Source organism: Orbaceae bacterium lpD02 (genome assembly GCA_036251875.1).
Lineage (GTDB): Bacteria > Pseudomonadota > Gammaproteobacteria > Enterobacterales > Orbaceae > Orbus > Orbus sturtevantii.
In genome coordinates this window covers 2691976-2712860 of record CP133960.1, presented here as the reverse complement: position 1 = coordinate 2712860, position 20885 = coordinate 2691976, and the positions used below count along the sequence as shown (strand labels likewise).

Genomic DNA, 20885 nt, shown 5'->3' with positions numbered 1-20885 from the left:
TTGCCTATGATTGCTTACCATTAATTGAATCTTGCCACTGGCGGTCACTTTCAAATTTATTACTTAATTTACTTAAAATAGCTCTTAATACCGGATTACGGACATAGACCATGTGTTTAGTAAAGGTAAATTTAGCCCCCAGTGATGCTTTAACTTCGGGGTCAGTCCAACCCGCAATATACGCTTTTAAACCTCTTTGTTTGGCATACGCTAAATTATAAAACCAACTAATATAATACAAGTTAAACTCTCGTGCTTGTGGGTACGCAAAACCAATATATTTATCAACTAATGTGTTTTGATATTCAAAACAGATATTATAGCCGATGAGTTTGCCTTGATGACTATACGTGAAAATTTTTCCATTAGTATTTTGATTTTGTAGTAGTTGGCTAAAAAATGGTTTGCTTAATAAGTCAAAGTGAATTTCGCTTTGTTCAAACACGTTCAAGTAAAGCTGATAATAATGGTCAAGTACCTGCTGATTTAAAAAACAACGGTCTCCCAATGACAGAACCTCTACCACTAATTGACTTTGTAGCTTTAATTTCCGCCTAAAGTTTTTACGTCGACTGTGGGATAAACGTGATAAATAGTCGTCAATATCGTCAAAATCAATAGGTACCCACGCAAGTGCTTGCCCTTCAACTTCAATAAATCCGAGTGAGGCTAATTGTTCGGTAATATTTTTGGCGTAATTATTGGTTATTTCATCGAGTAGTGGCGATTGCTGAGGAAGATCTTTGACAATGGTTAATGAGAATTTTTTACTATACTGCTGTTTAATATGCTGGGCCAATAAATCAGCAGCTAAGTGCTGAGAAAATAATGCATATTCAGAAACTGTCGTGCCAATAAAGCAGGTATTAGGTTGTAATAATTTGCGCCAGTTTTGATAAAACGGCAACTTAACCACTCTCTTTTTTAGGTCATCATCCGCAGTAGTGAGCAGATCAAATTTAGCAGAAAACATTGGCGTGCCACTATCATCTTGCCAAGCAGCAAAATCAATAGGCGGATAGCTTAAAAAGTTAGCAATTAATTCGTTCGGTTCTAATTGGTTAAAATATTTCATAATATGATTAGCCCCTACAAGCTAGCAATAGAACTAGCATGTAGGGGAATAAATAACTTATGCTAGCTCTTTTTTAGCACGAGTAATTAACTGATCAAGTAATTCAATTCCTTGGTCAATTTCTGCTTTCGAGATGTGTAAAGATGGCGCAAATGTGATTACATTTTTATAATAACCGCCAATATCAAGGACTAATCCCATTTTTTGACCTTTCCAATCAAGATCACCTGACATTCCGATATCGACCATTTTATCGACTAATGCCTTATTGGCTGTAAAACCGTCATCAGTACAGATTTCAGCCCGTAAAGCTAAACCTAAACCATCAACTTCACCGATCTCTTTGTGGCGTTTTTCTAAAGTTTTTAAACCTTCAAGGAAGTAAGCGCCACTATCCATAACCATCGATTCATAATCTTTTTCAGATGTCATTTTTAATACTTCTAAACCAACCGCTGTGCCGAGTGGGTTAGAGGCAAATGTTGAGTGAGTTGATCCTACAGGGAAAACCGTTGGATTAATTAACTCTTCTCGTGCCCACAAACCACCTAGTGGATTTAAACCATTGGTTAATGCTTTAGCAAATACTACGACATCTGGTTTTACATCAAAGTGCTCGATTGACCATAATTTACCTGTACGATAAAAGCCCATTTGAATTTCATCAACGACGAATAAAATACCATATTGATCGAGTACTTTCTTTAAACCTTTAAAGTAATTTTTTGGAGGGACAATATAACCTCCAGTCGCTTGTAGTGGTTCAGCATAAAATGCAGCATACTCTGCTTGCCCAACTTTCGGATCCCAAACACCGTGATATTCAGTTTCAAATAAACGTGCAAAGTCAGCCACCAAATATTCGCCATACTCTTCTGCAGTCATCCCTTTAGGTCGACGGAAAGGATACGGAAATGGAACAAACATCGCACGATCACCGAAATGACCATAGCGGCGGCGATAGCGGTAACTAGATGTAATTGACGATGCACCTAGTGTTCGGCCATGATAACCACCTTGGAAAGCAAACATTAACGATTTACCATTGGTTGCATTACGTACCACTTTTAAGGAGTCTTCAATGCACTGTGAGCCCCCTACATTAAAATGGACACGTCCATCAGTACCGAAACGCGATTTCATGCCTTGCGCAATCGTTTTAGCTAGCTCAATTTTGGTCGGATGAAGGTATTGGCTCGCACACTGTGGTAAGGTATCAATTTGTTGTTTAAGGACGTTGTTTAAACGTTCATTAGCATAACCAAAGTTACACGCCGAATACCACATTTGTAAATCAAGGTACGCTTTACCTTCTCGATCAAACATGTAGCTACCTTCACAACCATCAAAAATCTTTGGTGGTTCAACATAATGGACGGTATCACCAAAAGAACAATACTTAGCTTCATCCGCTAATAATATCGCGTCATCTGGTCGTCCTTTTAATGCATCAAGGGTAGGTTTACTCATTATTGTTTACTCCATAATCAATATTTAAATAATAACATAAGCATATCATTAAATATGATATGCCTCTAAATCGTGTCTCTAGTTTATCGCTTTTATAGCCGTATTGGATAGTAATTTTAAATAAATTATTAGATTAATTAAAAATAATCACCTAAAAATTCGTTAATATAGCAAAGCGTAATTGGTAATATTTCATTTTAGACAAGCAAGAGTCATACATTGTAAGTTAGATATGACTAAAATGTAACAATCAAAAAAACCGACAAAGACAATATACTTATATCGTCTTTGTCGGTTTTAAAACAATCACATTAATCACCAAATACTCAATAAAGAATATTCGTTTTGTTCTATTGCATAAAAGGAGCAAGCGTATTAATTAAAGAACCTTTTAATTCGCCATTAACAAATACGTTACCTTTTTTAATCTCAAAATGGGCTGTAAGCTTTTTACCATCGTAAGCTAGTGCACCTTCATATCCCATCATATCAATTTGCTGCACGCTTTGCTTAATCATTTTATCTAATTCATCTTGGCTCATTCCAGCACCTAATGCATTAAACCATTGAACGGGGAGCTCACTATTAACCTGAATAGTGATGTTATTAAAAACTTGCATAAATACAGTGCTTGGTTTAGCTGTTTTTGAGATATTCATTGGCGCAATATCTAATGAAAAATCGACAGTCCCTCTATCTCCATCTAATTCGATATTAGTATCTGAAATAGCGAAAGAAAAACCATCTTTAAATAAATCACTCAATAATTCAAGCTTTTCTGCATCATCATGCATGTAAGCAAAAGCTGGATTACTGAAATATTGATTCCACTTTTGAGCCGCCTCTAAGTTTAGATTTTCGACTTTCAAGTTACCACTACTAGAAAAATCAACTAGCTTACCTGCCGCATTAGGAAACGTTCCAGACAAAGAAGACGAGACATATTGATTAGCAAATCCGTTGTCAGTGATATTGGATTTTGTCTCAATTATAATATTTTTTAAGACAATATTGTCATTTTCATTATTAATGTTTACGGAATCTATTTTATATAAATTTTGCCCCGTATAGCTGAATTTATCATCGAAAGAATGGTCTAGTTGTTGAGTAGAAATATTCTTAATTGATACGTTTGCATCGTCAAATTCGAAAGTAAGTGAGGGTAAATTATAATTAACATCAACCAAACTCATATTTTCTTTAGTCTGAAAATGATAGCTAGAAGGAGCAATATTAAATGCAGTTAGCTCATCACTGCCATCCTCATTAACATAATCAAAGCCATTCTTTGACTTGATTTCAGATAAAATGTCACCAGAGGCGATAATATAGCCATTTTCAGTTAATCCGGCATCACTAATCAATTTCTGTGCAAAAAGAGTAAATGAATCATCAGCATCCGATGAATTATTATTAAATGACATCTTCTGCGAGGTAAATTTCGCAACTGTATAAACATCATTTTGTAATGATTGCTCTGGTGTAATGAGATAAGTCAAATCAATGATGATAGGTTGTTCAGTATTATCACTTAAATTAACTATTGCCGCCCTTAATACCATGGTAATTTGTTGATCATCAGTACTCGGCATAAAACTTTCTAAAGAAATAGTGGCAAAGCTTTGTGCTTGGTTATATTTAATAATAAAATTACTAATACTTGTTTTAATAAAATCAGATAGCTGCTGTTGAGACATTTCAGCTGGTTTTTCAATTGAATTAGGGGTCTTAGCATTATCACATGCAACAATGAAAAAACTAGAACCAACAATTAGAGCGGTATAAAGTGCAATTTTTTTGGGTTTTAAAATCTCAATAAATTTCATGTTATTTTCCTTAACTTGCTGATTATTAATAAATTATAATTTACGCCACCTAAAAATTATAACATAAAATAAATAGATTAGATAATCATTATCATGGTATTTTAAAGAGTGGTTTGAAACGCTAAAATTAAGCTGATAACTGAAAATAATAAGATGAGAAGAGTTTGATTATTTTTTGTTTTATAATTTAATTATTAAATAAAAAATGCCCTAAAAAATTAATCATAACTTTTTAGGGCAGGATAAGATTATTAATTAGTCTTGATTGTTTTCATCAATTTTGTGATCGATCCACACACCAGTGACCACAGCCAGTAAGCTAGCTACGGCTACAACTGTCGCCCAAATAACATAATACATATTAGTATCTCCTTAATTCTATTATGAATTTTAACTAGTAAAGCCCATGATCATTCTTTTCAATATAGCTCTTATTCAAACGCCCAAACATCTTAATATATGACCATGTGGTATATAGCAAAATAATTGGTAAGAATATGGCCACAACCCAGAACATAACTGCCAATGTTAAGTGACTTGATGTCGCATCCCAAATAGTTAAACTAACATTCGGCGCAATGCTTGACGGCATAATAAATGGAAATGTAGCAATACCAAACGTAAATAAAACGCAGGCAATCGTTAATGATGATGTTAAAAATACAAGCGCATTTTTATTTAAACCAGAAAAAACAGTGGTCAAAATAGGTAAGACAGCCCCAAGAATAGGCACAAGCCATAAAATAGGTAGGCTATTAAAATTAGTCAGCCATGTTGTATCAGTTGATACCGTTTTTAGCAGCGGATTAGAATCGGCATTATGGTCAATAACGCTGGTAATTTCATAACCGTGCATTCCAAATACGACCCATATACCCGCTAAGACAAATGCTACCATCATTATTAACGTTGAAACTTGAGTCGCTTTACGAGCTCTTAAATAAAGTTCACCAGTTGTTTTAAGCTGCAACCACGCCCCACCTTGAGTAACAATCATCATTAAACTTACCACTCCTGCTAATAGCGCAAATGGGTTTAATAGACCAAAAAAGTTACCATGGTAAAAGGCTCGTTGGAATAAATTGATATCAAAAGGTACACCTTGTAATAAATTACCAAATGCAACGCCAAATACCAAAGCAGGTACAAAGCTACCAACAAAAATAGCTGCATCCCACAAATTACGCCATTTTGAGCTTTCTAATTTACCACGATAGTCGAAGCCAAGTGGCCTAAAAAATAGTGCACACAGTACTAAAATCATCGCGATATAAAAACCAGAAAACGATGCAGCATAAACCATCGGCCAAGCGGCAAAAAGTCCTGCACCAGCTGTAATTAACCAAACCTGATTACCGTCCCAATGAGGAGCAATGGAGTTAATCATAATTCTACGTTCATTATTAGTTTTACCAATGATTGGCAGTAAAATACCTACTCCCATATCAAAGCCATCAGTAACAACAAACCCAATTAGCACAAGCCCGATGATCACCCACCAAATAACGCGTAATACTTCATAATCAAACATTATAAATACTCCTCATGCCCTATTCTGTTTTCGCTTCTGATTGTGTATTTTCATAATGATATTTGCCTGTACCTAATGAACTCGGCCCTAAACGAGCAAACTTGAACATCAGGAACATTTCAGCTATCAAGAATAATGTGTACAAACCAGAAATTAATATCAATGTAAACAGCACTTCGCCCGGAGCTAATGAAGAGTTAGCAACTCCCGTTGGTAAAATTCCTTCAATCGCCCATGGTTGACGGCCAAATTCATTTACAAACCAACCGCATTCACTTGCAATCCAAGGGAGTGGAATAATTAGCAAGAAGAAACGATGCAACCAACGTTTTTCACCAATTTTATTCCTAAATGTGATCCACGCTGCAGCACCAATACCAAATAGTAATAAAAATCCTATGCCGACCATAATTCTAAATGTCCAAAATAGAGGCGCGACTGCCGGAATAGAATCTTTAACAGCGGCTTGGATATTAGCTTCTGTCGCTTGAGAAATTGAAATATTATCTCTATCGGTAAAGCGTTTGACCAAATAACCATAACCAAGATCATCTTTATTTTGTTCAAAGATTTTATGAACTAGTGGATCGTTATTACCCTGATTAATTTTTTCTAAATTTTCATAAGCCAGAATACCATTACGGATTCTTGCCTCATTATCAATCATGATCTCTTTTAAGCCTTTAACCTGTGTATCAAGAGAACGAGTGGTAATTAATCCCATGACATAAGGTATCTGAATAGCGAAATAGTTTTCTTCTTTTTCTTGAGATGGGAATGCAATAAGGTTAAATGCAGCAGGTGCTGGATGTGTTTCCCATTCAGCCTCAACTGCCGCAAGTTTAACGGGTTGAATGGTTGTCATTTCATGACCGGCATCATCGCCCATTAGAATTAAGTTAATACACATCACAAAACCAAACACAGACGCAACAGCAAATGAGCGTTTAGCAAAACCAACATCTCGTTTTCTCAGTAAGTAGTAAGAACTGATGCCTAAAACAAAAATGGCGCCCGTAACATAACCGGCTGAAACCGTGTGAGCAAACTTAAATTGCGCAACAGGACTTGAGATAAGATCAAAGAAACTACTCATCTCCATACGTGAATTTAATGCATTAAACTCTGAGCCAATTGGAAATTGCATCCAACCATTCGCTACTAAAATCCATAAAGCGGATAAATTAGAACCAATAGCAACAAACCAAGTCACCATTAAATGTTTACCCTTACTCATTCGGTCCCAACCAAAAAAGAAAAGACCAACCATAGTTGACTCTAAAAAGAATGCCATTAAACCTTCAATAGCTAGTGGTGCACCAAAAATATCACCAACATAATGTGCGTAGTAAGACCAGTTAGTACCAAATTGGAACTCCATGGTTAAACCTGTCGCCACACCTAAGGCAAAATTAATTCCAAATAATTTACCCCAGAATTTGGTCATGTCTTTCCAAATTTGCTTACCACTTACAACATATACCGTCTCCATAATAGCAAGTAAAAATGCCAGTCCTAATGTTAAAGGAACAAAAATGAAGTGATACATTGCAGTTAGCGCAAATTGGAGTCTTGATAGTTCAACGATATCTAATAACATATTAGCTCCCTAAAATTACACCTAAAGCCCACAATAATTATATATATAAAAAAATCTTCGCTATTGTACACGAAAATTCAACAATAAAAATTGACTAATATCAAAAAAGCTAATTAAATTGTTTCTGTACTGCGCTGCTGATATCGATTAAGCTTGAAACAACAATAACACCGGCCTCTTTTAATGCTTTTATTTTTTCTACAGCGGTACCTTTACCGCCAGAAATAATTGCCCCCGCGTGCCCCATTCTTTTACCTGTTGGCGCGGTAATACCTGCAATATAACTAATTACGGGTTTAGAAACATGTTGTTTAATATACTGTGCAGCAAGTTCTTCTGCATTACCACCAATTTCACCGATCATAACAATTACTTCAGTATCAGGATCTTTCTCTAGTAAAGCTAGCATAGCGATAAAATCACTACCTGGGATCGGATCTCCCCCAATACCAATACACACTGATTGGCCGACGCCGATATCAGTGGTTTGCTTCACGGCTTCATAGGTTAAAGTACCTGAGCGAGAAATAATACCAACTTTGCCCGCCAGATGAATATGCCCTGGCATGATACCAATCTTGCATTGATCTGGCACAATAATACCAGGGCAGTTTGGCCCAATCATGATGGCATCACTTTGCTGCAATTTTTCTTTAACAAATAACATGTCAAGCGTTGGAATACCTTCTGTAATACAAACAATTAGTTTTATACCTGCATCTATTGCCTCTAAAATCGAGTCTTTACCAAAAGCGGCTGGAACGTAGATTACACTAGCTGTAGCGCCAGTTTTAGCAACCGCTTCTTTTACTGTATTAAAAACAGGTAACCCTAAGTGCTCGCTACCGCCTTTCCCTGGTGTGACGCCACCGACGAGTTTGGTCCCATATGCAATCGCTTGTTGCGAATGAAAAGTACCTTGACTACCAGTAAAGCCTTGACAAATAACCTTAGTGTCCTTATTTATTAAAATCGACATATCTATTCTTTTCCTTATTTAGCAACAGAGGATATTTTTTGAGCAGCATCAATTAAACTGTCGGCACTGATAATATTGAGTTGACTATCGGCAAGGATCTGTCTTGCCAACTCCGCATTATTGCCTTCAAGTCTAACAACCACTGGAATATTGAGTTCGATTTGTTTTATCGCACCAATAATACCTTCAGCAATAAGATCACAGCGCACAATACCACCAAAAATATTAACTAAAATAGCTTTAACGTGTTTATCAGATAAGATAAGTTTAAATGCTTCCGCAACTCTTTCTTTGGTTGCCCCACCACCAACATCAAGGAAATTTGCAGGCTCTCCACCATATTGCTTAATAATATCCATCGTCGCCATAGCTAGACCTGCGCCATTAACCATACAGCCAATGTTGCCATTTAAAGAGACATAACTAATACCTTGTTTGGTTGCCATTGATTCTCTTTCATCTTCTTGCGTTATGTCTCGCAGGATGCTTAGCTCTGGATGACGATAGAGCGCATTATCATCTAATACCACTTTAGCGTCTAAACAAATTAGCGTTTCTGCTGTTGTTACAACTAATGGATTGATTTCAGCCAAGGATACGTCATTCTCAATAAATAACTTAGTTAGGTTCATGAAAATTTTGGTAAATTGATTAATTAATTTACCACTTAAGCCAAGTTTAAATGCGAGTTCTCGGCCTTGGTAGGCATTAGGGCCAATCAATGGATCTATTTCTACTTTAAAAATAAGCTCAGGTGTATTAGCGGCGACGGACTCTATTTCCATTCCACCTTGCGTTGATGCCATAATAACGATACGTTTTTGGCTTCTATCGATAATAATACCTAAGTATATTTCATTATTAATATCAGAAGCTTGTTCAATCAAAATTTTATTTACTGGTTGGCCACTCTCATCTGTTTGATATGTGACCAAACGCCCACCGAACCAATGCTCGCTAAATTGTTTGATACTTTGAAAATCATTAGTACAAATAACACCACCAGCCTTTCCTCTCCCACCAGCATGGACTTGACATTTTGCCACCCATTTATCTGGTAAATTTTGTGTAGCAAGTTCAGCTAAGGTTTCTGCAACTTCATCAACAGATTGACATACATAGCCGACAGGGACGGGTAGCCCATATTTTTTTAACAAAAATTTTGCTTGGTATTCATGCAGGTTCATAGATATTTTCCAAAGAAAGTGATAATAAACTTATATCAATCAATACGCGTTAAATTTCTGCCAGTTTAATCCAATATTTAGTCGTTGTGTAGTTTTCTAGCCGTCCAATAAAAAAAATCTATAACAAATGCGGCATTATTGCTGTTTTTTTATTACAGAATGTTATAATCGACAACTATATGTAATAAATAATGACTATAAGGTAATGATATGGCCAAAGTAGGTATTTTTTTCGGCAGTGATACAGGCAATACAGAAAAAGTTGCCGAGCAAATTCAACAATTGTTAGGTAGTGATCAAGCCGATCTATATGATATTGCAAAAAGTACTAAAGAGCAGATTGAGAAGTACCAATTTCTCTTTTTCGGCATTCCAACTTGGTACTATGGTGAGTCCCAGTGTGATTGGGATGATTTTTCCCCGACCTTAGAACTAATCGATTTTACCGGTAAAACAGTGGCGATCTTTGGTTGTGGAGATCAAGAAGATTATGCCGAATATTTTTGTGATGCAATGGGGACAATAAGAGATATTATTGAACCGAAAGGCGCTAAGATTGTTGGTCATTGGTCAACTGAAGGGTATTATTTTGAATCATCAAAAAGCCTAGTTGACGACACTCATTTCATTGGACTTGCTATCGATGAAGATCGCCAAGCAGACCTGACTGAAGAGCGAATAACTCAATGGGTTGCGCAGGTTAAAGAAGAGATGGTAATCTAATTTATTAAGCCTTGTCACGAGGATAATTTACCGCTACAGATATTGATAATATAGTAATTAATATCTGCAGATTGAAATATCCTTTTAAAATGATTGCTTTATTTTATGTTAATATTTCCTATAATGGCTTAAAATAAAACAGTATATTATTTGGGATTTTATATGACCGTTCAAGAAAATAATGCTGCATTAAAAAATGCAGGATTAAAAATCACGCTCCCTCGTTTAAAGATTTTACAATTACTACAAAATCCTCAGCATCAACATATTACTGCAGAAGATTTATATAAAAAATTATTAGACTTAGGCGAAGAAATTGGACTTGCAACTGTTTATCGCGTATTGAATCAATTTGATGATGCTGGTATCGTGACAAGGCACAATTTTGAAGGCGGAAAAGCTGTTTTTGAGCTTGCCACCCAAGATCATCATGACCATTTAATTTGTTTAGATTGTGGCGATGTGTTTGAATTTACTGATGAAGTTATTAATAAACGGCAGAATGAAATTGCCGAGCAATATGGTGTTAAGTTAACTTATCACAGTTTATATCTGTACGGTCACTGTGCTAACGGTAATTGCAAACAAGACTCATCTCTTCATCACAAAAAATAGTCAAAATGCCGTCTAGAATTTATACTAGCTAGATTAATTATCTAGCTAGTATAAATTGGATAAAGTATTAATTTAATATGGGCTTACCTTCAATATGAAACAACTACTTAATTTTATTCCTTTAATCTTCTTTTTTGTTTTCCTAACGGTGTACGATATTTTTGCTGGTGTAAAAGCACTAATGATAACGGCTACACTTGCGCTTCTAATTACTTGGATAGTCTATAAAAAAATCGAAAAAATGGAGCTATTTTCCTATTTAATGGTAATCGTTTTTGGCGGATTAACACTATATTTACATAACGAAGATTTTATTAAATGGAAAGTAACACTGATTAATTTTTTATTTGCTCTCATTCTACTGGTTAGCCAAATTTTCTTCAAAAAAAATCTAATACAGAGATTATTAGGTAAAGAGCTGCAATTATCGACTCAAGTATGGAATAGGCTTAATTTGTTATGGGTACTTTTCTTTATTTTGTGTGGAATAGTTAGTGTGTATGTCACGTATAATACCTCTACTGAATTTTTTGGTATTTTTAAAGCATTTATTTTACCTGGTGCCTCTTTAATATTGACCTTAATATCCGGTATATATATTTACAAGCATATGGACAAGAATACCAATAACTAATTGAAGGTATAAAGAATAATGAAAATAGAATCTACATCCCCTCAAGGACAACTTGTATTACGGACGCTTGCTATGCCTTGTGACACAAACCCTCACGGGCATATTTTCGGTGGTTGGATAATGTCACAAATGGATCTTGGCGGTGGTATTTTGGCTCAAGAGATAGCTCGAGGACGAATAGTTACAGTCAATGCAAGCAGTATCACCTTTCATAAACCTGCAATGGTTGGAGATGTTATCTGTTGCTATGCCCGCTGCTTAAAAACGGGAACGTCATCGATTACAATAGATATCGAGATTTGGGTTAAAAAAATTTCAGACCAGAATGTGCCTTCAGGGCAACGTTATTGTATCACTGATGCTGTCTATACTTATGTCTCTGTTGATAAGCATAATAAACCGCGTCCTTTACCTGAACAATTTCAACACTACAATGCTGAAACTGACAATATCAGTAAATTAGGGCTGAGTAATAATTAATGGCTATCTCATTAGCGTCTTTTTATACTTGGTTAAATTCTTTAATCCTTTTCGGATATTGGATTTTAGTTGTTGCAACAACATTAAGAATTGTGACTAAAAGAAGGCCGACAACATTTGTTGTTGCCTGGATGCTAATTATCTACTTGCTCCCTTTTTTAGGGATCATCCTCTATTTTTTATTAGGTGAAACTCACCTAGGACAGCGTAGAGTAAAACGAGTACAAGAAATGCGCCCGATTATTCAGGCGTTTATTCAGCAGTTGCATCAATTTCCATCTATTTTTACTCAGCAATTTAGTAATGTTGCCAAGCCACTATTTCAGCTATGCAAACATCAAACGGGACTAGATGGAATTTGTGGCAATCATATTGATTTGATTCATACCCCTGACGAAATTTTTGACCATCTCATCAATGATGTTAATCAGGCAAACTCGAATATCGAAATGATTTTCTATATTTGGTATAAAGGTGGACGAGCGAATGAACTGGAAGATGCTTTAATTAGAGCCGCTCAGCGTGGAGTTACTTGTCGATTAATGCTTGATTCCGCGGGTAGTAGACGATTTTTAAGATCGAATGAAAACCATAAAATGAAAGAAGCGGGTATTCAGATTGTTGAGTGCCTGCAGGTTAACCTATTACGCTTTATGTTTCGTCGCCTTGATCTTAGACAACACCGAAAAGTTGCAATAATTGATAATCATATTGCTTATACTGGCAGTATGAATATTGTCGACCCCCGTTTTTTTAAACAAAATAAAAATGTCGGAGAATGGGTTGATATTATGATCCGTATGCATGGCCCTATTACCACATTAATGGGCGCGATTTATGCCAGTGATTGGGAACTCGAGACAGGTAAAAATTTATCATTACCTAAAGTGACTGATTTTGCTGAGCCGCCAGTTGAGCAACAGCATATCATGCAAATCATACCCTCGGGTCCTGGTTATACTGAAAACATGATCCATCAAGCGCTACTTACAGCAATTTATTCTGCGCAAAATGAAATTATTTTTACTACACCTTATTTAGTGCCTAGTGATGACTTGCTTCATGCTATTTGTACTGCCGCACAACGTGGTGTTAAGGTAAAAATAATAATTCCAGAAAAAAATGATTCGGTAATGGTAAAATGGGCTAGCCGGGCTTTCTTCAGTGATTTACTTGAAAGTGGTGTTGAGCTCTACCAATTTAGAAATAATTTATTGCATACTAAAAGCGTATTAGTCGATAAGCAATTAAGTTTAGTTGGAACCGTTAACCTTGATATGCGCAGCTTGTGGTTGAACTTCGAACTAACCGCCGTCATTGACGATACTGAGTTTGCTAATAACCTTAATGATTTATTACAAAGCTACCTGAAAAATTCAGATTTAATTGCTTTCTCTACTTGGAAAAAAAGACCTTTTTGGCAACATGTTATTGAGCGTTTATTCTACTTTTTTGCGCCTTTATTATAATTTAACGCTTAAATTATAAACGCATAACCAGCTAATAACCATTTTGTGATGTATCGGGCATAAATAAGTTTTCATTTAAGCTATATACACGGCTATCTACTTCACCACTAGTATTTAATTCAATAACCCGCCAACCTGGTGCATCATATGCTAGGCTAAACTCGTCCGATGCTGGTTTAAATTGTACACAAGTTGATGGCGTGGAAAAAACTTTACAATGGTGCCAAATTCTTTCGGATCTTTGGTGTATATGCCCCCAAGCGATTGATTTAATATGTTGGTATTGCTTAACTAACAATCCGAACTGTTGACTGTTCTTCAAACAATGTTGATCTAACCACTGGCAATTGGACATTACTGGATGATGGTGAAGAAATATCATGATAAATTTATCTGGATATTGTTCGATAGTTAAGCTTAAAAAAGCGAGTTCAGCGTCGGATAGCATGCCAAATGCTTCACCCTGAACTTGGCTATTTAATAATATAACCAACCAATTATCGCCCAATAACACAGTTTTTTTCTCTGGTAATTTTTGCTGTTCAAAAACAAGCTTCATATTGGTATAGACATCATGATTACCCGCAAGCCAAACACAGGGCATAGGAAATTGGTTAATTGCATTAGCAAAACGGAGATATGCGCTTTTACTGCCATCTTGCACAAAATCACCCGTAGCCACAATTAAATCGAAATCGCACGGTTGTTGTTTAATTTCATCAATGACTGCATTGAAACTGGCATTCGTTTTTATACCTAAAAGCGAATCACTCTCATTGGCAAAAAGGTGTGTATCTGTAATGTGTAATATTTTAGCTTTGTTATTATTTTTTATTGGCAGGGATAAATATTTTTTCAAATCCAACCTCAAAATTGTCGATAATTTCATCTAACTTTATGATAAATTTCATACAATTTCTGTCGGATAGAGCACATTTTTTATGACTAATTAATATTATTAGTCATAAATGTGAATCAAATCACATTTTTATTAGTGGTTTCAGTAAGTTAACAAATTTATTTAATTATGATTGCCACTCATTCTTTAATTTTTGATGGTTGATTTGTAACCATTGTAGTGCAATGATAGAAGCCGCATTATTAATTAGGCCGTTTTCAACCCATCGATAAGCTTGCTCACGGCTAACAACATGGACCTTAATATCTTCGTTCTCTTCGTCCAAACCATGGATTCCGTTTGCTGTCGATGAATCAACCTCACCGACTAAAATATGCAATTGCTCAGTCAATCCGCCAGGACTTGCTAAATAGCTAATGATAGGCTTGCAGCGCCCGATATCAATCCCTGCTTCTTCCTTCGCTTCGCGTCTTGCCACGTCTTCAATTGATTCACCTTTATGATCGATCATGCCAGCAATTAATTCGAGTAACCAAGGAGTATCTTGCGTTTCAATTGCTGCAATTCTGATTTGTTCAATTAAAATAACATTGTCACAATTTACATCATAAGCAAGTAACACGACTGCATGCCCTCTTTCTAAAATTTCACGGGTTACAACTTCACTGATTGAACCATCAAACTTTCGATATTGAAAGCGATATTCCCATAATGAGAAAAAACCCTTATATAAAATACGCTTAGTTAAATTAATCACATCTTTTTTGCTAAAAAGAATAGGGCTTTTGTTAATATTTTTCATTTAAACTGACCTCATTAAGAAATTTTTTAATAAAAAGTGCGAAGCTAAAAAATCAGCTCTTATGTATAAATTAATTATCTGTTAAAATTAGCCGATATTTCAGTTAAATAATAATATATTGAATTTTTTAGGAAACGCTAATGAAAAAAGTATTACCTCTACTTATCAGTCTAATGATAGCACCTTCAGCATTTGCTGAAAACTTAATACAAGTGTATGAGCAAACTAGGCAAACCAATCCAGAATTAAAAAGCTCACTTGCTAATAAACAAAAAGCTTATGCTGCAATAACGGGTGAGCGCGCAAGCCTCTTACCACAACTAGGTTTATCTGCTTCATACGGTCTTAACCATGGCTATCGTGAATCAGAGGATCAAAATAGTAAAAGTGGTAATTTAGGCTTAACTCTTACCCAATCTTTATTTAATTTCTCTTACTGGAAAAACTTAGACATAAGCAAACAACAAGCGAGTATTTTAGATATTGCTTATCAAGCACAGGAGCAATCATTAATTCTAAATACTTCAACTTACTATTTTAATGTTTTAAAAGCACTCGATGCCCTAAGCTATACTCAGGCGCAAAAAAAATCAATCTATCGCCAGCTTGAACAAGTTAACCAACAACACAAGGTAGGATTAGTTGCCATAACTGACGTACAAAATGCACAGGCCAACTATGATTTAACCATCGCTCAAGAAGTGACTTCTGTTAATAATTTAAATAATGCTCTTGAAAGTTTGCGTGAGGTTAGCGGTAGGTTCTATAATAACTTAGCGACTATTGATACCAAAGAATTTATTACTGAAAAACCAATTAATATTAATCAATTATTGCAACAATCCGAACACTCAAACCTAGATTTACTAACTTCACGTTTAAGTCGTGATGTTGCTAAAGAGCAAATTAGATTAGCACAATCAGGACATTTACCTACTCTAACGTTAAATGCTTCAACTGCTCTCAGTAAAAGTGAGCCTTACGGTGAAAAAGTAAATCCTGGACCAAGCTACGGCCACTCAAATTCAATAGATGGAAAAAATACTGTTGGTATTAGCTTTGAGATGCCTATTTTTTCAAGTGGTGCAACGATGTCCAAAGTTGAACAAGCACAATATAATTATGTTAGCTTTAGTGAACAATTAGAAACAACAAATCGAAAAGTAATTAATTCAGTTCGCTCTTCGTATAACAATGTATCAGCAGCCATCAGTTCGATTAAAGCTTATGAACAATCAGTGATATCGGCACAGAGTTCATTGGATGCAACAGAGTCTGGTTATGAAGTAGGAACAAGAACTATTGTTGATGTACTTAACGCAACAACCCAGCTATACAATGCAAAAAAGCAGTTATCTGATGCAAAATATGATTACTTAATCAGTTTGTTAACACTAAAAAATGCAATTGGTACTTTAAATAGCGATGATTTAATTCAACTTAACAATATGTTGGGTAAAGAAAGTAGTACGTTAGCAACTAACGACTAATTCATCTCTCCATAAAACAAAGCTTGCTTAATAAAACAAGCAAGCTTTTATTATTAACTTCCATTCTTATTCAATTATTTCAAGCACAGATAGCAAATAAATTAATAGCAGCAAATAATTTTATCGATTATCATATACTCGTTCTCCATTTAAGAAATTACTCATTTATGCCTACAGAAAAAAGTAATGATCTCGTAAAGTTAATTCTTAATTTATTAATTATTGGCCTCTTTATCATTATTACCTATCGCGTTGTGCAGCCATTTTTATTTGGCTTCTTTTGGGCGGTCATGGTTGTGATCACGACTTGGCCGATGATGATAAGGTTACAACATAAATTATTTGATAAGAGAATATCTGCCGTACTTGTTATGACTATAATCTTATCCTTATTTTTTATCATTCCTTTTATGCTAGTGATAATGAGCATCGCAAAAAATAGTGGTTTTATCATTGACCTAGCGAAAAATTTTTCCCAGCAAAAAATACCCTCTTTACCTTGGCTAGAAAATATTCCCTTAATAGGTAGCGAACTTTATTTAAAATGGGAAGATTTAATTAATAATGATGGCAGTGAACTGGTAAAAGAAATTCAACCTTACTTAGGAACAGTTGTGTCATGGACCGTTGATCAACTAACTAATATTAGCGTATTTGTTTTTCACTGTGGGGTTATGATTGTATTTAGTGCTTTACTTTTTCTGAAAGGCGAAGAGGTAAAAAAACATGTTTACCACTTAGCACACAAATTATCCAAACAACATGGTGAAAACACTATTACTTTGGCTGGACAATCAATTAGGGCCGTTGCATTAGGCGTTGTTGTCACTGCAGTAACATTAACGATTATTGGCGGTTTAAGTTTATTCCTTACTAATATACCGTTCCCAGGTTTAATTACATTATTATTGTTCATCTGCTGTGTCGCACAAATTGGCCCTGTACTGGTAATGGCTTGCTGCACTCTCTGGCAATTTTGGGATGGCAATATTGTTGCAGGAATTATTTTAGCCATCGTCACGCTAATCTTAACGACACTCGATAGCTTAATGCGAACCTATCTAATTAAAAAAGGTGTTGATCTGCCCTTCTTATTAATTCTGTTTGGTGTTATAGGAGGATTGCTCGGTTTTGGTGCTATGGGATTATTTATTGGCCCCGTGATCTTAGCCTTATCTTATAATTTTATTAATGCTTGGGTTGATGAGCAAGATTAAAAAAATGCGCCATTAATTGGCGCATTTTTATACTAACACATCACTACGATAATTTTCTTAATACTATCGTTGCGTTTGTACCGCCAAAACCAAAACTATTTGACATAACCGTTGTCAGTTCTCGCTGTGTTGGCTCTGTAATAATATTCATTCCTTTCGCTACCTCATCAAGCTCATCAATATTGATACTTGGCGTAATAAAGCTATTTTCTAGCATCAACAATGAATAGATCACTTCTTGTGCGCCAGTTGCACTTAGAGAATGGCCCGTCATCGATTTAGTTGATGAAAGCGCAGGAATATTATCACCAAACGCTTGTTTAATCGCCCATAGTTCTTTTACATCACCAACTGGGGTCGATGTACCGTGGGTATTAATATAATCAATTGGAGTATCAACATCCGCAGTAGCTAGCTGCATACAACGCAGTGCGCCTTCTCCTGATGGAGCAACCATATCATACCCATCAGATGTTGCCGCATAACCAACAATTTCGCCATAAATATGTGCACCACGAGCAAGCGCATGTTCAAGCTCTTCAACGACAACCATACCGGCTCCGCCAGCAATAACAAATCCATCACGACCTGCGTCATATGCGCGAGATGCTTTCTCTGGATTATCATTATACTTAGTTGATAACGCACCCATTGCGTCAAATTCGCAAGACATTTCCCAACATAGCTCTTCACCGCCGCCAGCAAAAACAATATCTTGTTTACCTAATTGTATCAGCTCAGCAGCATGCCCAATACAGTGAACAGAAGTCGCACAAGCCGATGTCATTGAATAGCTGATACCTTTAATTTGAAATGGCGTTGCAAGGCAAGCAGAAATGGCTGACGACATTGATTTGGTAACGGCATATGGACCAACACCACGTAGGCCCTTTTCTTTCATTCCTGCGACAACTGCATATTGCGTCTTAGTTGAACCACCATAGCCTGCAATTAGCCCTGTTCTTGGGTTTGAGACTTGTTCTGGTGTCAATTTTGCATCTTCAATTGCTTGTTGCATCGCTAAATAACCATATATTGACGCATCATTCATGAAACGGACAATTTTACGATCAATTAGCCCTGTGGTATCGAGTTTTACATTACCCCAGATATGGCTACGCATCCCACTATCTTTCATTTCTTGTGAAAATGTGATCCCACTTTTACCTACTTTTAGTGAATCTAACACTTCTTGTTTATTATTACCAATACTTGATAAAATACCTAAACCTGTTATCACAACTCGTTTCATTAAACCAAAACTCCGCTTATAAATGTAATGCACCATGTGCTTGGAATATGGTGTAGATTATAGCGTACACTTGTAAGCTGAACAACAATAATTATTATTTATTTCAAACGAGTCTAAATGAAATGTTCGTCTAAACACCAATCAATAAAAGGGTTTTAAAATAAAAAAAAATAATAAAAAAAATGTACATGTGTTAGCTGATTAGTAAATAAATTAAAATTTAACAAATATAAAGGATATTTGGTCTATACAATTTATACTCTCCTCGCCTACTCTCTAAAATAAAATTATGCTATCATAGGCAGCTGAATTAAATATAAAAAGAGAATTATTTTGCAACAATCACTTCAAGATTTTATCATTGACAAAATTGATGATTTAAAAGGTAAAGACATTGTCACTGTTGATGTTAGAGGGAAATCTAGCATTACTGATTACATGATAATATGCACAGGTACATCCTCTCGCCACGTCAGCTCTGTGGCTTCCCATTTAATCGATGAAGCAAAAAAAAGTGGTTATACTGTATTTGGTTCAGAAGGACAAAATGATGCTGACTGGGTTGTTGTTGACATGGGTACTGTGATGGTACATGTAATGCAAGAAGAGAGCCGGCAACTTTATGAGCTCGAAAAGCTCTGGACATAGTGAGTCATGAAAATCCAGCTTGTTGCTGTTGGTACGAAAATGCCCAAATGGGTAACGACCGCATTTGACGATTACTCATCACGTTTCCCCAAAGATATGCCTTTTGAACTAACTGAAGTTCCAGCAGGAAAGCGGACTAAAAATGCTGACATTGCTAGAATTTTGGATAAAGAAGGTGAGCAGATGCTTGCTAGCTGCGGCAAAAACAACTTAATTGTGACCTTAGATATCCCAGGTAAACCATTTACTACAGCAGGGCTTGCTCAACAATTAGAGAAGTGGAAAACTGACGGTCGTGATATCAGTTTATTAATTGGCGGCCCTGAAGGTTTAGCTCCCGCATGTAAATTAGCAGCACAACAAAGCTGGTCACTTTCACCGCTGACTCTTCCTCACCCGCTAGTAAGAGTAATTGTTGTAGAAAGCCTCTATCGTGCATGGAGCATTACCACCAACCATCCTTATCATCGGGAATAGTAACAAATGGATACTATCATTTTAGATTTACAAATTGCGACAGAAGATCAACAAAACCTGCCATCAAAAGATCAAATAAGTAATTGGCTAAATGTTATTCTGCTACCATTTATGCCAAATGCTGAATTAACGATCCGCATCGTTGATGAAATAGAAAGCCAACAATTAAATCATACTTATCGGCACAAAAATAAACCTACTAATGTGTTATCTTTTCCATTTGAATCACCGATTGAAATAGAAACCCCCTTGCTTGGTGATTTAATCATTTGTAAAAAAATTGTTGAACAAGAAGCTATCGAGCAAAATAAACCCTTACTTTCCCATTGGGCACATATGATTACGCATGGATGTTTGCATTTATTAGGCTATGACCATATTGACGAAGCCGAAGCTGAAGAGATGGAAAACTTAGAAATAGAAATCATGGCGCAATTGGGCTTTAATAACCCTTATTAGCTTACCAAATACAACTATTACAATAATAAATTAACACGTTTGATCACACCACATCACTCATAAATTAACTATTACTGTCTTGCAGTAAGTAC

At 35.8% G+C, this 20885-nt stretch carries 20 protein-coding genes; 10 read left to right on the top strand and 10 right to left on the bottom strand.

The genetic code is table 11. From position 1 onward, the window contains the following. Positions 1–4 precede the first annotated feature (4 nt). From RHO12_11980 to sucC, 7 genes are all read right to left on the bottom strand, one after another. Complete coding sequence (locus tag RHO12_11980; protein WVD66068.1) at positions 5–1075, bottom strand: GNAT family N-acetyltransferase; 1071 nt, start codon at positions 1073–1075, stop codon at positions 5–7. 57 nt (positions 1076–1132) lie between these two features. Then, entirely contained in the window at positions 1133–2545 is a 1413-nt protein-coding gene (locus RHO12_11975; GenBank protein WVD66067.1) for an aminotransferase class III-fold pyridoxal phosphate-dependent enzyme, read from the bottom strand. 350 nt (positions 2546–2895) lie between these two features. Continuing rightward, complete coding sequence (locus RHO12_11970) at positions 2896–4371, bottom strand: DUF945 family protein (GenBank protein WVD66066.1); 1476 nt, start codon at positions 4369–4371, stop codon at positions 2896–2898. A 394-nt stretch (positions 4372–4765) separates the two neighbouring features. Next, positions 4766–5902, bottom strand: coding sequence for a cytochrome d ubiquinol oxidase subunit II (cydB, locus tag RHO12_11965; protein WVD66065.1), 1137 nt, complete (start codon positions 5900–5902; stop codon positions 4766–4768). 19 nt (positions 5903–5921) lie between these two features. Continuing rightward, positions 5922–7502: a cytochrome ubiquinol oxidase subunit I gene (locus RHO12_11960; GenBank protein WVD66064.1), complete on the bottom strand. Its 1581-nt coding sequence runs from the start codon at positions 7500–7502 to the stop codon at positions 5922–5924. Between the two features lie 109 nt (positions 7503–7611). Beyond that, on the bottom strand, positions 7612–8481 hold the full coding sequence (gene sucD, locus RHO12_11955) for a succinate--CoA ligase subunit alpha (protein ID WVD66063.1): 870 nt from the start codon (positions 8479–8481) through the stop codon (positions 7612–7614). A gap of 14 nt (positions 8482–8495) precedes the next feature. Continuing rightward, positions 8496–9668, bottom strand: a complete 1173-nt coding sequence (sucC, locus tag RHO12_11950; GenBank protein WVD66062.1) for an ADP-forming succinate--CoA ligase subunit beta — start codon at positions 9666–9668, stop codon at positions 8496–8498. 210 nt (positions 9669–9878) lie between these two features. Here sucC and fldA point away from each other — a divergent pair, with 210 nt between their 5' ends. From fldA to cls, 5 genes are all read left to right on the top strand, one after another. After that, positions 9879–10391 (top strand): flavodoxin FldA, encoded by a 513-nt coding sequence (fldA, locus tag RHO12_11945; GenBank protein WVD66061.1) that lies wholly within the window; start codon positions 9879–9881, stop codon positions 10389–10391. Positions 10392–10553: 162 nt separating this feature from the next. Beyond that, positions 10554–11006: a ferric iron uptake transcriptional regulator gene (fur, locus tag RHO12_11940; protein ID WVD66060.1), complete on the top strand. Its 453-nt coding sequence runs from the start codon at positions 10554–10556 to the stop codon at positions 11004–11006. A 94-nt stretch (positions 11007–11100) separates the two neighbouring features. Further along, entirely contained in the window at positions 11101–11640 is a 540-nt protein-coding gene (locus RHO12_11935; GenBank protein WVD66059.1) for a septation protein A, read from the top strand. 18 nt (positions 11641–11658) lie between these two features. Next, positions 11659–12120 carry an acyl-CoA thioester hydrolase YciA gene (gene yciA, locus RHO12_11930; protein ID WVD66058.1) on the top strand — a complete coding sequence of 154 codons (462 nt, stop codon included), beginning with the start codon at positions 11659–11661 and terminating at the stop codon, positions 12118–12120. Next, a complete protein-coding gene (cls, locus tag RHO12_11925) occupies positions 12120–13589 on the top strand; it encodes a cardiolipin synthase (protein ID WVD66057.1) in 1470 nt (489 codons plus the stop codon). Before yciA ends, cls begins: the two co-directional genes overlap by 1 nt. Before the next feature lie 31 nt (positions 13590–13620). Here the strand turns inward: cls and cpdA are convergent, their stop codons facing one another. Beyond that, positions 13621–14448: a 3',5'-cyclic-AMP phosphodiesterase gene (gene cpdA / locus RHO12_11920; protein ID WVD66056.1), complete on the bottom strand. Its 828-nt coding sequence runs from the start codon at positions 14446–14448 to the stop codon at positions 13621–13623. 166 nt (positions 14449–14614) lie between these two features. Beyond that, the gene (gene nudF / locus RHO12_11915; GenBank protein ID WVD66055.1) at positions 14615–15250 is read right to left on the bottom strand and encodes an ADP-ribose diphosphatase; all 636 of its coding nucleotides are present in this window, start codon (positions 15248–15250) and stop codon (positions 14615–14617) included. A 140-nt stretch (positions 15251–15390) separates the two neighbouring features. On the opposite strand from nudF, the gene tolC reads away from it, so the two are divergent. After that, positions 15391–16740: an outer membrane channel protein TolC gene (gene tolC / locus RHO12_11910; protein WVD66054.1), complete on the top strand. Its 1350-nt coding sequence runs from the start codon at positions 15391–15393 to the stop codon at positions 16738–16740. A 167-nt stretch (positions 16741–16907) separates the two neighbouring features. Then, positions 16908–17957, top strand: coding sequence for an AI-2E family transporter YdiK (ydiK, locus tag RHO12_11905; protein ID WVD66053.1), 1050 nt, complete (start codon positions 16908–16910; stop codon positions 17955–17957). Between the two features lie 43 nt (positions 17958–18000). Here the strand turns inward: ydiK and fabB are convergent, their stop codons facing one another. Next, positions 18001–19209 carry a beta-ketoacyl-ACP synthase I gene (gene fabB / locus RHO12_11900; GenBank protein ID WVD66052.1) on the bottom strand — a complete coding sequence of 403 codons (1209 nt, stop codon included), beginning with the start codon at positions 19207–19209 and terminating at the stop codon, positions 18001–18003. A gap of 330 nt (positions 19210–19539) precedes the next feature. Between fabB and rsfS the strand changes: the two genes are divergently transcribed. The 3 genes from rsfS to ybeY are packed head-to-tail and all read left to right on the top strand — an operon-like array spanning position 19540 to position 20793. Further along, complete coding sequence (rsfS, locus tag RHO12_11895; GenBank protein ID WVD67406.1) at positions 19540–19857, top strand: ribosome silencing factor; 318 nt, start codon at positions 19540–19542, stop codon at positions 19855–19857. 6 nt (positions 19858–19863) lie between these two features. Next, positions 19864–20334 (top strand): 23S rRNA (pseudouridine(1915)-N(3))-methyltransferase RlmH, encoded by a 471-nt coding sequence (gene rlmH / locus RHO12_11890; protein WVD66051.1) that lies wholly within the window; start codon positions 19864–19866, stop codon positions 20332–20334. Between the two features lie 6 nt (positions 20335–20340). Further along, positions 20341–20793, top strand: coding sequence for an rRNA maturation RNase YbeY (ybeY, locus tag RHO12_11885; protein ID WVD66050.1), 453 nt, complete (start codon positions 20341–20343; stop codon positions 20791–20793). Positions 20794–20885 lie beyond the last annotated feature (92 nt).

Bases quoted from the DNA above. Each gene is read 5' to 3' on its own strand.
- tolC (WVD66054.1), top strand. From the start codon at position 15,391: ATGAAAAAAGTATTACCTCTACTTATCAGTCTAATGATAGCACCTTCA.
- cydB (WVD66065.1), bottom strand. From the start codon at position 5,902: ATGTTTGATTATGAAGTATTACGCGTTATTTGGTGGGTGATCATCGGG.
- sucC (WVD66062.1), bottom strand. From the start codon at position 9,668: ATGAACCTGCATGAATACCAAGCAAAATTTTTGTTAAAAAAATATGGG.
- fabB (WVD66052.1), bottom strand. From the start codon at position 19,209: ATGAAACGAGTTGTGATAACAGGTTTAGGTATTTTATCAAGTATTGGT.
- yciA (WVD66058.1), top strand. From the start codon at position 11,659: ATGAAAATAGAATCTACATCCCCTCAAGGACAACTTGTATTACGGACG.
- rlmH (WVD66051.1), top strand. From the start codon at position 19,864: ATGAAAATCCAGCTTGTTGCTGTTGGTACGAAAATGCCCAAATGGGTA.
- RHO12_11970 (WVD66066.1), bottom strand. From the start codon at position 4,371: ATGAAATTTATTGAGATTTTAAAACCCAAAAAAATTGCACTTTATACC.
- nudF (WVD66055.1), bottom strand. From the start codon at position 15,250: ATGAAAAATATTAACAAAAGCCCTATTCTTTTTAGCAAAAAAGATGTG.
- fur (WVD66060.1), top strand. From the start codon at position 10,554: ATGACCGTTCAAGAAAATAATGCTGCATTAAAAAATGCAGGATTAAAA.
- fldA (WVD66061.1), top strand. From the start codon at position 9,879: ATGGCCAAAGTAGGTATTTTTTTCGGCAGTGATACAGGCAATACAGAA.
- sucD (WVD66063.1), bottom strand. From the start codon at position 8,481: ATGTCGATTTTAATAAATAAGGACACTAAGGTTATTTGTCAAGGCTTT.
- ybeY (WVD66050.1), top strand. From the start codon at position 20,341: ATGGATACTATCATTTTAGATTTACAAATTGCGACAGAAGATCAACAA.
- RHO12_11960 (WVD66064.1), bottom strand. From the start codon at position 7,502: ATGTTATTAGATATCGTTGAACTATCAAGACTCCAATTTGCGCTAACT.
- cls (WVD66057.1), top strand. From the start codon at position 12,120: ATGGCTATCTCATTAGCGTCTTTTTATACTTGGTTAAATTCTTTAATC.
- RHO12_11980 (WVD66068.1), bottom strand. From the start codon at position 1,075: ATGAAATATTTTAACCAATTAGAACCGAACGAATTAATTGCTAACTTT.
- RHO12_11935 (WVD66059.1), top strand. From the start codon at position 11,101: ATGAAACAACTACTTAATTTTATTCCTTTAATCTTCTTTTTTGTTTTC.
- RHO12_11975 (WVD66067.1), bottom strand. From the start codon at position 2,545: ATGAGTAAACCTACCCTTGATGCATTAAAAGGACGACCAGATGACGCG.
- ydiK (WVD66053.1), top strand. From the start codon at position 16,908: ATGCCTACAGAAAAAAGTAATGATCTCGTAAAGTTAATTCTTAATTTA.